Source organism: Streptomyces antioxidans (assembly GCF_000968685.2).
GTDB lineage: Bacteria > Actinomycetota > Actinomycetes > Streptomycetales > Streptomycetaceae > Streptomyces > Streptomyces antioxidans.
Genome location: NZ_LAKD02000027.1, coordinates 114,271 through 128,448, shown reverse-complemented (window position 1 = coordinate 128,448; position 14,178 = coordinate 114,271). Strand labels below are relative to the sequence as shown.

The following is a 14,178-nucleotide window of genomic DNA, read 5'->3' as shown; positions in this document are numbered from 1 at the left end:
GTCGGAGAGAAACCGCCCGCGGTCTCGGTCCCGATGCGGCTGCGGATGCGGTGGTGGGGAGACGCGGGTGGGACGGGGGATGTGTCGGGAGAGGAACGGAGCGCATTCGTCTCGGGCATGACTCTCCAAGGGCGCGTGGCGGGGCCCCGGGCAGCTCGGAACCGGGGCTGCGATCAGAACGGTCGCGATTAGAGGGACCGCGGGCCCGCTGGGTGGTAGGAGCTGCAGATCCGCAGCAGGTCGATGTGCAGCCGCCTGGTCAGGGAACGAGGACGCAGCGGCCGCGTCGGGCGCGAAGATCGCGGCCGACGGGCCGATGCCCGCGTCTCGTCAGTCCGGAACATCTCCACCGATCCCGTCATCGGAGCACCACGCGTCAGCGAGGTCGCCCACACTTTCGTCGGATTACCCATGGGCGCCGTGGAATATGCCGCGGCCCCGCCCGGGTTGACGATTGCGTGGGGTCACCGGCCTCACGTAGCGTTCCGAGATATCAGCCAGGGCCCGAAGGCCCGTCGGGAACGGGAACGGGAGGCGATGGTGTCGCGGCCGATGATCTGCCCGTCCGCGCCGGCTCCGGCCCTCCGCGGTGGTGTCCGGCTGTACTCCCGGCACCACATCGACCTGCTGCGCGTCGCCGGCGCGCTCTGTCGCCGCTGACCTGATCACCCCGAGGACACCGCGCCCTCCCGATGAGGGGCGGTGATCACCCATGGCCGACCAGGGAGGCACCCTTCGTGTCCGATACCTCATCCACACCCTCCACACCCCTGCACCTCGCCGTCGCCCTCGACGGGGCGGGCTGGCACCCGGCGGCGTGGCGCGAGCCGCAGGCCAGGCCCCGGGAGCTGTTCGACCCGGCGTACTGGACCGATGTCGTCACCGAGGCCGAGCGCGGGCTGCTCGACTTCGTGACCTTCGAGGACGGGCTCTCGCTCCAGTCCTCGCGGCGCACCGAACCCGACGGCCGCACCGACCAGGTGCGCGGGCGGCTGGACGCGGTGCTCATCGCCTCCCGGGTCGCACCGCTGACCCGGCACATCGGGCTGGTGCCGACCGTCGTCGCCACCCACACCGAGCCGTTTCACATCTCCAAGGCGATCGCCACCCTGGACTACGTCAGCACCGGCCGCGCGGGGCTGCGGATCCGGGTGTCCAGGCGGCGCCACGAGGCGGAACACTTCGGCCGCCGCACCCTGCCGCGGTTCGGCCCCGAGGATCTGGACACCCCGGTGGTCCGGGAGCTGACCGCCGAGCTCTTCGAGGAGGCCACCGACTACATCGAGGTGGTGCGCCGCCTCTGGGACAGCTGGGAGGACGACGCCGAGATCCGGGACGTCGCCACCGGACGCTTCATCGACCGCGACAAGCTGCACTACATCGACTTCGAGGGCAGGCACTTCAGCGTCAAGGGCCCCTCGATCACCCCCAGGCCGCCCCAGGGGCAGCCGGTCGTCAGCGCACTGGCCCACCAGAGCGTGCCGTACCGGCTGGTGGCGACCTCCACCGACATCGGCTACATCACCCCGCACGACCCGGACCAGGCCCGCGCCACCGTCGCCGAGATCCGCACCGCCCAGGCCGCGGCGGGTCGCGCCGAGGAGCCCGTGCACATCTTCGGTGACCTGGTGGTGTTCCTCGACGACGAACCGGGTGCCGCGGCCGCCCGGCTGGAGCGCCTGGACGCCGTCGCGGGGCAGCCGTACACCAGTGACGCCAAGGTGTTCACCGGCACCCCCGCACAGCTGGCGGAGCTGCTTCTGAGCTGGCAGCCGGCCGGACTGTCGGGCTTCCGGCTGCGCCCCGGTGTGATCGGCCACGACCTCGAGGCGATCACCCGCGGCCTGGTGCCCGAACTCCAGCGCCGCGGCGCCTTCCGCCGGTCCTACGAGGCCGACACCCTGCGCGGGCTGCTGGGTCTCGCCCGCCCCGCCAACCGCTACGCCACCGTCTGAGCCGGAGGGACCACCGACCATGAGCACACCGCTCAAGCAGATCCATCTGGCGGCCCACTTCCCCGGTGTCAACAACACCACCGTGTGGAGCGATCCGGAGGCGGGCAGCCACATCGAGTTCAGCTCGTTCGCCCACTTCGCGCGCACCGCCGAGCGCGCCAAGTTCGACTTCCTGTTCCTCGCCGAAGGGCTGCGGCTGCGCGAACAGGGCGGAAACATCTACGACTTGGACGTGGTGGGGCGGCCGGACACCTTCACCATCCTCTCCGCGCTCGCCGCCGTCACCGACCGCCTCGGCCTCACCGGCACCATCAACTCCACCTTCAACGAGCCCTATGAGGTGGCCCGCCAGTTCGCCAGCCTCGACCACCTGTCGGGCGGGCGCGCCGCGTGGAACGTCGTCACCTCGTGGGACGCCTTCACCGGGGAGAACTTCCGCCGCGGCGGCTTCCTCCCGCAGGACGAGCGGTATTCCCGGGCCAAGGAGTTCCTGGCCACCGCCACCGAGCTGTTCGACTCCTGGCGGGGTGATGAGATCGTGGCCGACCAGACCTCGGGCACCTTCCTCGGCGACGCGCGGGCCGGAGCCTTCGCCCACCAGGGACAGCACTTCGACATCGCCGGGCAGTTCAACGTCCCGCGCAGCCCACAGGGCCGTCCGGTGATCTTCCAGGCCGGTGACTCGGAGGAGGGCAGGGAGTTCGCCGCGGCCGCCGCCGACGCCATCTTCAGCCGGTACAGCACCCTCAAGGAGGGGCAGGCGTTCTACACGGACGTCAAGGGCCGCCTCGCCCGCCACGGCCGCACCCACGACCAGCTGTTGATCCTGCCCGCCGCCACCTTCGTCCTCGGTGACACCGACGCCGAGGCGCGGGAGCTGGCCCACGAGGTACGCCGCCAACAGGTCAGCGGCGCTACCGCGATCAAACACCTGGAGTTCGTCTGGAACCGCGACCTGTCCGCGTACGATCCGGACGGCCCGCTCCCCGACATCGATCCCGACCCCGGTGAGCACACCATCGCCCGCGGCCGCGCCCAGGTGCGGATGTACCGCGATCCACTGGCCGTCGCCCGGGAGTGGCGGGAGCTGGCGGCGGCGAACAAGTGGTCCATCCGTGACCTGGTCATCGAGACCGGCAACCGCCAGTCGTTCATCGGCTCCCCGGCCACGGTCGCCGAGACCATCAACTCCTTCGTCCAGGCCGACGCCAGTGATGGCTTCATCCTCGTGCCGCACATCACCCCCGGCGGTCTGGACGCCTTCGCGGACACCGTCGTCCCGCTGCTGCAGGAGCGCGGTGTGTTCCGCACCGAGTACGAGGGCACGACCCTGCGCGACCACCTCGGTCTGGCCCACCCCGGCACCGAGGCGCACCAGGAACGCGCCGCGTCATGACGTCTCCCGTCCGCCGACCCCGCTGAGGAGAACCCGACCGTGTCCGGCATCCCCCTCGCCGTCCTCGACCTCGTGCCCATCTCCTCCGGCTCCACCGCCACCGAGGCGCTGCGCAACAGCGTCGATCTCGCCCAGCGGACGGAGCGGTTCGGCTATGCGCGCTACTGGTTCGCCGAACACCACCTCAACCCGGGCGTGGCCGGGACCTCGCCCGCCGTCGTGCTGGCCCTGACCGCCGCCGCCACCTCCACCATCCGCCTCGGCTCCGGGGCCGTCCAGCTCGGCCACCGCACCGCCCTGTCCACGGTCGAGGAGTTCGGCCTGATCGACGCCCTGCATCCCGGACGGCTGGACCTCGGGCTCGGCCGCTCCGGCGGACGCCCCACCGAGCGCACCGGCGACGCGGCGCCCACCACGACACCCGTCATCGACGGACGGACGCCGAACGGCCTGCGCATCCCGCCCGGATTCTCCTTCCAGCGGCTGCTCGGGTCGCCACGCATCGCCCTCCAGCGGCGGCTCCTCCAGCAGCCGGGCGCGGAAGCTCAGGACTACGGCGAACAGATCGACGACATCCTCGCGCTGCTGCGCGGTGACTACCGTTCCGCCGACGGTGTCGAAGCACACGCGATCCCCGGCGAACACGCCGATGTACAGGTGTGGATCCTCGGCAGCAGCGGCGGGCAGAGCGCCCGGGTCGCGGCCAGCGGCGGGCTGCGCTTCGCGGCCAACTACCACGTCAGCCCCGCCACCGTGCTGGAGGCCGTCGAGGCGTACCGCGCCGCGTTCCAGCCGTCCGATGTGCTCGACAAGCCGTACGTCAGCGTCTCCGCCGATGTGGTGGTCGCCGAGGACGACGCCACCGCCCGCGACCGCGCCACCGGCTACGGTCTGTGGGTCCGCAGCATCCGCACCGCCGAGGGGGCCATTCCCTTCCCCACCCCCGAACAGGCCCGCGCCCACCCCTGGTCCGACGCGGACCGGGAGCTGGTCGCCGACCGGGTGGACACCCAATTCGTCGGCTCACCCGCGCACGTCGCCGACCAGCTCGAACAACTCCAGGAGGCCACCGGCGCGGACGAACTGCTCATCACCACCATCACCCACCGCCACGCCGACCGGGTGCGCTCCTACGAACTGCTCGCCGAGGAGTGGCGACGCCGCTGAACCGAGGGCCCGGACCGCGATCAAGGGCTTGAACGCCGTGCTGCTTGACGTGGGCCGGGGCCCTTCGCCGTCACGGCGCGGCGGCCGTGGCCCCGGTCGCCTTGTCGATGGCCGCCAGCACCTCCGCGCGCCGGGGCTGTCCGGACGCCCTGCCGACGACCCGGCCGCCCCGGTCGAGCACCAGCACGGTCGGCGTCCGCACGACCCCCAGCCGTTTGACCAGGTCGAGCCGGTCCTCCGCGTCGATCTCCACATGCGTCGCCCCCGGCACCGCCCCGGAGATCTCCGCCAGCAGACGCCGCGTCGCCCGGCAGGGCCCGCAGAGGGCGGTGGAGAACTGAACCAGGGTCGCCCGGTCCCCCAGCTCTGTTCCGAGCTCCACCGCCGACAGGCGCACCGCGCCGTCCCGTTGCCGCGCCCGGAACCTCCCGCCGTACATAGCACGCGCCACTCCGACGACGCTCGCCAGAACGAGCACCGCCACACACACCACCAAGCCGGTCATGCCACCAGTCTGCATTCACCCGTTCCCTCCGGGGACAACCGGCCATCGCCCCCCGACCGTCCGTCCCCTACGATGGCCGCCATGGACTCCATCCGTTCGCCGCGGTTGACCAGCCGCCGTGTGGTCGACCTGTGCCGGGCCACGGCATCCGGCTGTCGCTGACCTCCGCACCGGTCATCGCCGTTCCCGCCCTTCCGGAGTCCTCCCCATGCAGATCGACCCGCGCGGCCCCCGATTCGCCGCCGCGCTCACCACACTCGTCCTGTCCGCGGTGCTGATCACCGGCAGCGGTGCCCTGCTCGCCGCGCAGACCGTGGTCTTCGCGCTCGGTGCGTTCGGCGGCCTGCGGTACTCCCCGTACGGCTGGCTGTACCGGGTCGCCGTCCGTCCCAGGCTCTCTCCGCCCGGTGAGCTTGAGGACGCCCGGCCGCCCCGCTTCGCCCAGGGTGTCGGCGCCGCCTTCGGGCTGCTCGGCACCGTCGGCTATCTCACCGGCGGGGACTGGCTTGGCCTGGCCGCGACCGCTCTGGCCCTCGCGGCGGCCTTCCTCAACGCGGCCTTCGGCTACTGCCTCGGCTGCGAGATGTACCTGCTGGTGCGCCGCGTCCGAAGCGCCTGATCACCCGCCCGCGGGAGCTCTGCGGGTGGAGCTTCGTCAGGCCGGGGGCTGACGCACCGGCTCCACCCCGATGACCTTGCGGTAGGCGCGGGCGCCTTCGCCGTAGTCGTCCACGGCGTAATTGCGATCGTGTACAGCCTCCGGCGCCACCTTCACGACCGTGCGGCTCCGTCACGCCCGCCCACGTCGGGCGGGGTCGCCCGGCCCGCCGGTCCCGCGTCGCGGGCAGCGGGGACGTGGCCGGTGGCCTGCCGCAGGGCGTCGTGGGTGACGGTGCCGGACACCCGGCCGTCGATGAGGACCCAGGCGGTGCCCGCGGCGTCCTCGGCGAGCCGGGCGGCGGCCTCGTCCACGGGCTCGCCGATGCCCACCGCCGGGGGAGAGGGCAGGAGATGGCCGTGGAGCGGGGCGGCGGACGCCGGGGGATCCCCGGCCACCAGGGCGCGGAGCGCATCGGGCCGGACGGCGCCGATGACCTCGGACACATCGGTCGTCGCGTTGTCGCCGGAGCGGGGGAGACGCACCGGGACGAGCGCTCCGGCGGCGGTGAAGTCGCCGCCGAGCGCGTCGGCCACCGTGGCCGTGGACGGAAGGGCGGTGCGGGGGACCGGACGGTCGCCCAGGACGTCGGCGACCGTCGGCCTCCCCGTAAGATCCTCCAGGAAGCCGAAGCGCCGCAGCCACTCGTCGTCGAAGTACTTCGACAGATATCCCCGGCCCGAGTCCGGGAGCAGGACCACCACCAGGTCGTCCGGGGTGAGGGTGGCGGCCACCCGCAGCGCCGCGGCCACCGCCGTGCCCGCCGAGCCGCCCGCGAGGATGCCCTCCTCGCGGGCCAGCCTGCGCACCACCGTGATCGACTCACGGTCCCCGATCCGCTCGAACCGGTCCACCACGGACGGGTCGTACGACTCCGGGTACTCGTCCTCCGCGGTCTGCGGATGGAGATAGTGGCCGATGCTCTCCACGTAGTACGGACTTCCGTCGCCGCCCGAGTACGTGGAGGTCAGCGGATCCGCGCCGATCACCTGGACCAGGCCACCGCTGGCCTCCTTGAGGAAGCCGCCGGTCCCGGTGACCGTTCCGCCCGTGCCGACGCCGACGACGAAGTGGGTGACCCGGCCGCCGGTCTCGGCCCAGATCTCCGGTCCTGTCGTGGTCCGGTGGGCCTCCGGGTTGGCCGGGTTGTCGTACTGGTTGGCGTACCAGGCACCGGGTGTCCGCTCCGCCAGGCGCGCGGCGACGTTGCGCACGTGCTCCGGATGCTCACGGGGGAGCGCCCCCGTGGTGACGACCACCTCGGCGCCGTACGCCCTGAGCGTCTTGATCTTCTCGGGGCTCGTACGGTCCGGGACGACGACGATCGATCCGTAGCCCCGCTGAGCGGCGATCATGGCCAGCGCCATCCCGGTGTTGCCGGAGGTCCCCTCGACGATGACGCCGCCGGGCGCCAGGGCCCCGGACTTCTCCGCCGCCAGGACCATGCCCAGCGCCGCCCGGTCCTTGACGCTGCTGGCGGGGTTGAAGAACTCCACCTTGGCGTAGACGGGGGCGGGCACCCCGGAGGCGATCCTGGTGAGTCTGACCAGCGGGGTGTTGCCGACGGTGTCGAGGAGCGATTCGTGAAGAGTCATGGTTGCGTTCCGCCTGAGTGTGGTCCGGTGCGGGCCGTGGAGTCGAAGGGGTCGGTCAGCTGACAGTCTGGTCCGTTTCACCACCTCCCGCGGCGGTACGGGCGCGGCGACACGCAGCCGCGGTCAGTGGCGGCCTCGGCGATACGGCCGATCCAGGCGGAAAGCCTCATGACCGCCGGACGGCGAAGTGCCGCCCGCCGGGTGGGACCCGGCGGGCGGCGGGGTTGATCATCGGAGGTCCGGTGTGCCGATCAGGGTGTCACTGCACGATCTTGAGCAGCTTGTTGGGCGAGCCGGAACCGATGCCGGAGAGCGCCCCCGAGGTGGCCCCGTTCACCAGCGCGGTTCCCACCTGGGACGGGGACGCGGAGGTGTGGCCCGAGAGGTAGATCGCCGCGGCGCCCGAGACGTGCGGCGCCGCGAAGGAGGTCCCGGAGCCCGTGTAGGTGGCGGTGTCGGAGGTGTTCCAGCCGGCCGTGATGTCCGAGCCCGGGGCGAAGAGGTCCACTGTCGAGCCGTAGTTGGAGTAGCTTGCCCGTGCGTCGGTCTTGGTGGTGGCGCCGACGGTGAGGGCGGTCGGCACCCGGGCGGGGGAGTAGTTCGCGGCGTCGGCGTTGGAATTGCCCGCCGCGATGGAGTAGGTCACCCCGGACGCGATCGACGTGGCCACCGCGTTGTCCAGGGAGGTACTGGCGCCGCCGCCGAGCGACACATTGGCGACGGACGGGCCGGAGTGGTTGGCGGTGATCCAGTCCACGCCCGCGATGACACCGGCCGTGGTGCCGGACCCGTCATTGCCCAGCACCCGGACCGCCACGATCTTCGCCTTCTTGGCGACGCCGTAGGTGGTTCCGGCGACGGTCGTGGCCACGTGGGTGCCGTGGCCGTAGCCGTCCTGTGCCGTGGTGTCGTTGTCCACGAAGTCGTAGCCGTACGACGCCCGCCCACTGATCTGCGTGTGGGTGATCCGCACACCGGTGTCGAGGACGTAGACGGTCACGCCGCTGCCGGCACTGTCGGGGTAGGTGTACGTGCCGCTCAGCGGCAGCCTGGACTGGTCGACCCGGTCCAGGCCCCAGGGGGCGTTGGTCTGGGTCGCGTCGGCATGGACCTTCTGGTCCTGTTCGACCGAGGCGACCGCCGGATCGGCGGCGAGTCTCCTGGCCTCGGCGGGTTCGAGCTTCGCCGCGTAGCCGTTCAGCGCGGCGGTGAAGGTGCGCTTCACCTCGCCGCCGTACCCGGATATGAGGTCCTTGCCCCGGGCGGAGGATGCCTTGACGTCGGCCGTCTTCTTCAGGGTGACGAGATAGCTGCCCGGGACCGCCTCCGCGGCTCCGGCGTTCACGATCGTGCCCTCGGCCGGGGCGGCGTGGGCGGGGAGCACGGTGGCTGCTCCGATGGCCGCCGCGGCGGCGATTCCTGCGGCGATCCGCCGCTTGGTGGTACGCATCACTGCCATCGCGAGGGAGTCCTCCTCGGTCGGTGGCGCGCTGTGGTGCGTGCGCGCTCTGCGGGTGGTGGGCCGTGCGCGGTTCGCGGGGAGCGCATGGTCACGCTTCCGGCTCGTCGAGGATTCGCCGGGCGGTGTGCGGGCGGCAAGGGCTGACATCAACACGACACGCACACGTAGCGGTGGGTCATGTGCCGTTGCGGGCGGTCAAGTTCCCGCAATCACCCGTACACACCGCGTCACATCCGGCGGAGCCCGTGTCCCCTGCGGCGGCTCGGCGCCGCTCAGTCGGCGGGCGGGGCGAAGAGCGCGTCGACCTCGGTGAGCAGTGGCTTCGGGTCCAGGGAGAAGTACATATGGTCGTCGGGCAGCTCGATTCAGTTCGGTGGGCCGCGAGGTGGCCTTCACCCAGAGTTCCGCGTCCGGCCGGGACACCAGCTGGTCGTCGGCGCCGCGCAGCACCGTGAAGGGGACCGGCAGCAGGTCCGTGGAGCTGGGCGCGTACCGGTCGCTGATGCTCAGGTCCGCCCGTAGCGACGGCAGCACCAGCCCGCGCAACTCGGCGTCGTGGAACGCGGGGTGGTCGTATCCCACGACCTCGCGGGCACGCGCCACGAACGCGTCATCGGCCAGCGAGCCGCTTCCCGTGACCGGCCTGGGCAGCAGGGCGCGGCCGCGCCGCTCACGATCAGGCGCTCGGGCAACCGTGGCCCTTCGGCGGCCAGGCGGTGTGCGGTCTCGTGGGCGACGAGCGCGCCGAAGCTGTGTCCGAAGTCCGAAGAGGGCGAACGGCGCGTCCTGGCCCAGCTTCCGCATCCGCTCGACGCACAGCTCGACGACCTCGGCCATGCTGGTGCGGGGCTCCTCGGCGAACAGCTCCTCCCGGCCCGGGTGTTGCACCGGCTCCACTTCGATCCGCCGGAAGGAGTGACGTTTCCACTGGCGGAGGAGGCTGGCGCCGGCTCCGGCATAGGGGATGCACAAGAGTGCCCGGCCTCCAGGTCGATGTCCCCGGTGAACTTTTCGCGCAGTGCGATCGAGAATTGCGGAGACTCCGGTGAAAGGGCGTCCGAGAACCAGATGTCCCGTTGGTAGGCAGTGCGCGGGTACAGCGGGCGATCACTTATCTAGCTCTTCCTCGGCTGGGTCGAGAGAGTGGGCGTCTTGTCGTGGTGCGTGCGTACCGTGGTCGTTCGGGGTGAAGTGGCATCAGAAACGGGCGTGATGAGGCCCGGTCCGGCGGGGCGCGGGGATTCGGGCCGACCGCGGTTTCGGGGTCCGCCGGTGGTCGCGGTCCGGGAATCCGGACCACGCCGCGGGGTTTACATATCGGCCGGGCTCATCCGGTGGTGCGCGGGGCGCCGACGGGAATCCGCCGTGCGGAAGCTGTCGCGTGACGGCTGCCGCCACGACAGTGTCAATCGGCCTGTGGACCGTGGTGCGAGCGTGCGGAAGCCCTCCATGGGCAACGATGCTAGCAACGCGGATCGGAAAGGATGATGTTCTCTCGGCGCCACGAGTGGAAGCATTGTCACAGACGCGACGCGGCGTGTTTCACGCCGTTGCGGTGGACGTGGAGCGTACGACCCCGCCCACGCTGTCTGCCGGTGTCCACTGATGCCGAAACCGCGGTTGGCCGTTAAAACCTTCGGAGTCTCCTGCGCCGTTGATCGGCAACAGCACCGCCGCCGCGCAGGACCACCCCCTGGTGACCGCGGCCGTCCAATTCGCGGCATGGCCAGGGCCGAGGGGCAGGGGGTGTGTCGGGCAGGGTTCTTTCCGGTGGTCAGTGGTGATCTGCGTCGGCGGCTCGGGCGACGGGCGGGGCGGGGGCCGCCCCGGGCGGCAGGAGATGGGGTGCCCCGGCGGCCGTACGCTTCTCCCGGCGTTCCTGGACGAGGAGTCCGGCGCAGGCCACGACGGCGAGGACCATGACCGCGATGCTGTACGCCGTCGTGGTGGTGGAGAGCCCGACCTTCTGCACGGCGAGGCCCGCGACCACCGCGGGCACGCTGAAGCCCAGGTAGGACACGACGTACATGCCCGCCACGAGCCCCGCGCGCTCATCGGGACCGGCCAGCGGCGCGATGGTCTGGAAGGCTCCGAGGAAACCGGTGCCGAAGCCGTAACCGGCGATGACGATGCCGGTGAAGAAGAGCGCCGGGGAGGGGATGGCGAGGGCACCGAGGGTGGCGCCGATGCCGACGAGGAAGGCCACGAAGCCGAGGGTCATGGTGCGGCGCGGTGGATGTTTGCGGCGCAGCAGCGAGCCGAGTGCCCCCGATCCGGTCTGGGCGAAGATGACCAGGCCACCGACGAGGTGGCCGCTCAGATGGAGCGTGCGGACCGCGATGGACGGGCCGAGCGACATGTACAGGCCGCCGACCGCCCACACCGCGAACAGGCAGGGCGCCACGGTCAGGAACAGTGGCCGCGCCTGGTGCGGCACCGCTATGCGCGGCACCAGCGAGGCCACCGCACCCGGACTCCTCGGCGAGGTCTCCGGCAGCAGCGGGACGACGAGCGCCGCGAGCACGAACACCACTAGGAGCAACCCGTAGACGAGGGTCTTCGGTGCGGGCGCGTACTCGACGAGGAGCCCGGATCCCAGCGCGCCGAGTGCGAGGCCGACGAGGGGCACGAGGCTGTTGACCAGCGGGCCGAGACGGGGCCGGTCCGGGGGCTGCAGATCGAGCAGGGCGGAGCTGGTCGCGCCGGTCGCGGCACCGGTGGCCAGCCCCTGGACGGCGCGCGCCGCGAGGAGCGGGCCGACACCGTCGGCGGTGAAGAACAGCAGCATGCTCACCACCTCGACGACCAGGGACGCCCCCAGGACCTTGCGTCGGCCGATGTGGTCGGAGACGCCGCCCACCACGAGCAGCGCCGCGAGCAGCGCGATCGCGTACACCGCGAAGACGGCGGTCAGCATGGTGGCGGAGAAGCCCCACTCGGCCTGGTACACCCCGTACAGCGGCGAGGGCGCGCTCGACGCGAAGAGCAGCAGGGCTTGGACCGTGGCGATCAGCCAGAAGGTGAACCCCCGGGAGAGCCGCGGAAGTTGGCTCATCCGGCTCATGCGCACTCGACGCGGGCCAGCCGGGCGGGCACCCGGGAAACCAGCTCGTCGGCCGCGCCGAGGTTCTCCTCGGGGGCCGGTAACCGCGTCCCGGTCGCTCGGTCGCGCGTTGGGGAGTGAACGGGCATGGGGCATCTCTCCTTCTGTGTGTGAAGATCCTGGGCTCTTACGGTCGATCCGCCGAGGAGGGCACAGGCTCGGCGCGCACGGAGCTCGCGCTTGAGGACCTTGCCGGTCGGGCCGGTCGGGACGTCGCCCTCGGCCACGAACACCGCCGAGAGAGCTCGGAGCCTGGCGGCTTCAAGCTGTCGGTCAGCCGCGCTGAGCAGCTCCTCAGTCTCGCCCAGCGGGCTGTCGGTCTACAACCACACGATGGCAAAGGGAAGTTGACCGTTCATCTGTGGGCCCGGACACGCCGACCACCGCCCGGCTTTGGACCAGCTCGGCGTCGTTTACGATCACCGACATCGCAAGCATGAGGGGAGGATTCTCGGCCGTTCTTCCGTTAAAAGGAGGTACCTCCGGAGCTGCAAGAGGCAGTGTTGTCGCTTGTCGGCGACGGAATCGCCGGATGCCTCAGCATGCGGTTCACTGTCCATTCACACACCTCACACAGAGGTGGCCTCGTGTCCGGAAGGCTGCTCCAGCATCGTTGCCCTCTTCCCTCTACTTGTCACACATCCTTAATCTGGTGAGACGGCTGGGGCCGAGAGGGGGAATGAGAAAGGCGTTTTCAGTGACTGCTCGTCGCCCAGACCGAAATTCCAAGGCCTCTGTGCAGCGCCTGCTGGCTGTACTCATCGTCGCCCAGGTCTGCGCGTTCGTGGCACTCCTCGCCGAGTGGGGGGTGCGCCGCCAGGAATGCCTGGATGAGATCGGTCTGAAATTCGGCGGAAGCTACCACGGTCGGGAAGCCGATTTGTTCACGGTCCGCTGCCATGTCACGGCACAGGGCGCGGAGTTCTCCACAACCACGGGGTTCAGCATGCTGCCCGCATTCGTCGCAGCATGCGGACTCCTGGTGTGCCTCGTGGTCACTCTCGTGATCAGGAACCGGCTCATGGCCGAGGGGCGAAGGGTTTCGGCACAGGATTCGGAGCCTCCGCATCCAGATTCGGAGTCTGAGGAGTGAGAATGCTCAAGCACATGCGACGAAGGACGGTACGGGCGAGAATTTCGGTGTTATCGGCGGTGCTGACCGTCGGAGTACTGGGCCTGCTGCCCGCTCCGGCGTTCGCGCAATCCGCACCGGCCGCGAGCCCCGAGCGGAGCGCCCAGGGAGAGCGCGCGAACCCCGGCGTGCCGCAGAGGATTCGGCTGGATCACCCGGTCTCGGTGGCCGAGGCGCTGACCGCCACGCAGGACACCGGCATCGAGCTTGCCGACCTCCGGTTCGGCGGGAACGGCGTCGTCGGCGGGTATGTGTCCGTACCCGGAGAATCGGCCACCGACCAGGCGGAGAAGGTTGACAAGGCCTTCCGAACCCAGTTCGGCCGAGCCGCTGTCGCGGCTGAAGTGTCCGTACCGGAGAAGACCCCCGCGGCCACCGTCGAACGGCTCCGCGATCTCCTGGCAGGCGCCCCGACCGTACGGGTGGAGAACGGCCCCGTCAAGCTCCCCGAGAAGTCGGAGGCGATGGCGGACAAACTCCGCACGAACGGTGAGAACGGCGCGGGGCCGCTAGCCAACGACTTTGACACCCACCTCCCGTCGTGGTGGGAGTCGGAGGCGTACGAGCGGGACGGACAGGCCGTCATCGAGACCCTCCTGAGCTGGGACTCCGAACGAGGTCACACACCTGCCGACACCCCGGACGACTGGGGCCTCGAAGTGGGCGTCACCCTCTACAACGACGACCTCTCCTGGACCCGCCCGTTCTGTTTCGGCGACGGCGACGCCGACGCTGATTTCTGGGCCACCACATGGGAGACGGGTGGCGTCTGGGGAACGAACGCACCGGACAGCTCCGCGCCGTACCCGGACTACAACCTCTGGACCGACCCCTGCAGCCAGAACGGTCTGGAGATCGGGATCGGCTACCCCCAAAAGCTGAAACCCGACACCAGCTATCAGCTGTTCGTCCAGAAGGACCTCGGCAACCTCGGGGAGTCAGCCATGTCCGGCTCCGCCTCGATCAAGAGCAACGATTGCAACAACGCGGGCGCCGAGCCGTCCACCAACTGCATGGGCCTGAACACTGACCGCGATCCTCCGGATGGCGTTGACGGTGCCGCCGTGTACGTGAACGCCGGCCGGGGGTGGACGGCACCCGGCTGCACCCTCATGATCGACGGCGCCGACGAGCCGATCTACATGGAGAACGGCCAGTTCACCTGCAACAGCAACAGCTGACGTATCGCCCCCTCGGGTGGTGTG

12 protein-coding genes and 1 pseudogene are annotated in these 14,178 nt (G+C 70.7%); 6 read left to right on the top strand and 7 right to left on the bottom strand.

What is annotated here, in order from left to right; all coding sequences use genetic code 11:
- Window positions 1-737 precede the first annotated feature (737 nt).
- The 3 genes from VT50_RS10720 to VT50_RS10710 are packed head-to-tail and all read left to right on the top strand — an operon-like array spanning window position 738 to window position 4,518.
- The gene (locus tag VT50_RS10720; RefSeq protein WP_240529121.1) at window positions 738-1,955 is read left to right on the top strand and encodes an LLM class flavin-dependent oxidoreductase; all 1,218 of its coding nucleotides are present in this window, start codon (window positions 738-740) and stop codon (window positions 1,953-1,955) included.
- 19 nt (window positions 1,956-1,974) lie between these two features.
- Window positions 1,975-3,351 carry an NtaA/DmoA family FMN-dependent monooxygenase gene (locus VT50_RS10715; protein WP_046084078.1) on the top strand — a complete coding sequence of 459 codons (1,377 nt, stop codon included), beginning with the start codon at window positions 1,975-1,977 and terminating at the stop codon, window positions 3,349-3,351.
- Between the two features lie 39 nt (window positions 3,352-3,390).
- Window positions 3,391-4,518 (top strand): MsnO8 family LLM class oxidoreductase, encoded by a 1,128-nt coding sequence (locus tag VT50_RS10710; RefSeq protein ID WP_046084077.1) that lies wholly within the window; start codon window positions 3,391-3,393, stop codon window positions 4,516-4,518.
- 70 nt (window positions 4,519-4,588) lie between these two features.
- On the opposite strand, the gene VT50_RS10705 is transcribed toward VT50_RS10710, so the two are convergent.
- Window positions 4,589-5,023, bottom strand: a complete 435-nt coding sequence (locus tag VT50_RS10705; RefSeq protein WP_046084076.1) for a TlpA family protein disulfide reductase — start codon at window positions 5,021-5,023, stop codon at window positions 4,589-4,591.
- A 208-nt stretch (window positions 5,024-5,231) separates the two neighbouring features.
- Here VT50_RS10705 and VT50_RS10700 point away from each other — a divergent pair, with 208 nt between their 5' ends.
- Window positions 5,232-5,642, top strand: a complete 411-nt coding sequence (locus VT50_RS10700) for a DUF4395 domain-containing protein (protein ID WP_046084075.1) — start codon at window positions 5,232-5,234, stop codon at window positions 5,640-5,642.
- 152 nt (window positions 5,643-5,794) lie between these two features.
- Here the strand turns inward: VT50_RS10700 and VT50_RS10695 are convergent, their stop codons facing one another.
- The 6 genes and pseudogenes from VT50_RS10695 to VT50_RS40965 form a co-directional block, all read right to left on the bottom strand.
- A complete protein-coding gene (locus tag VT50_RS10695; RefSeq protein WP_063893162.1) occupies window positions 5,795-7,276 on the bottom strand; it encodes a PLP-dependent cysteine synthase family protein in 1,482 nt (493 codons plus the stop codon).
- A 259-nt stretch (window positions 7,277-7,535) separates the two neighbouring features.
- The gene (locus tag VT50_RS10690) at window positions 7,536-8,735 is read right to left on the bottom strand and encodes a S8 family peptidase (RefSeq protein ID WP_046084074.1); all 1,200 of its coding nucleotides are present in this window, start codon (window positions 8,733-8,735) and stop codon (window positions 7,536-7,538) included.
- A 509-nt stretch (window positions 8,736-9,244) separates the two neighbouring features.
- On the bottom strand, window positions 9,245-9,451 hold the full coding sequence (locus VT50_RS41325; RefSeq protein WP_420822191.1) for a hypothetical protein: 207 nt from the start codon (window positions 9,449-9,451) through the stop codon (window positions 9,245-9,247).
- 67 nt (window positions 9,452-9,518) lie between these two features.
- Window positions 9,519-9,710, bottom strand: a pseudogene (locus tag VT50_RS41320) (thioesterase domain-containing protein); the annotation flags it as partial.
- Window positions 9,711-10,512: 802 nt separating this feature from the next.
- Window positions 10,513-11,793, bottom strand: a complete 1,281-nt coding sequence (locus VT50_RS10680) for an MFS transporter (RefSeq protein WP_240529119.1) — start codon at window positions 11,791-11,793, stop codon at window positions 10,513-10,515.
- Between the two features lie 5 nt (window positions 11,794-11,798).
- The gene (locus VT50_RS40965) at window positions 11,799-11,930 is read right to left on the bottom strand and encodes a hypothetical protein (RefSeq protein WP_276207302.1); all 132 of its coding nucleotides are present in this window, start codon (window positions 11,928-11,930) and stop codon (window positions 11,799-11,801) included.
- A gap of 647 nt (window positions 11,931-12,577) precedes the next feature.
- Between VT50_RS40965 and VT50_RS10675 the strand changes: the two genes are divergently transcribed.
- Window positions 12,578-12,934, top strand: coding sequence for a hypothetical protein (locus VT50_RS10675; protein WP_046084071.1), 357 nt, complete (start codon window positions 12,578-12,580; stop codon window positions 12,932-12,934).
- Window positions 12,935-12,948: 14 nt separating this feature from the next.
- Window positions 12,949-14,154 carry a hypothetical protein gene (locus VT50_RS10670; protein WP_143645208.1) on the top strand — a complete coding sequence of 402 codons (1,206 nt, stop codon included), beginning with the start codon at window positions 12,949-12,951 and terminating at the stop codon, window positions 14,152-14,154.
- Window positions 14,155-14,178 lie beyond the last annotated feature (24 nt).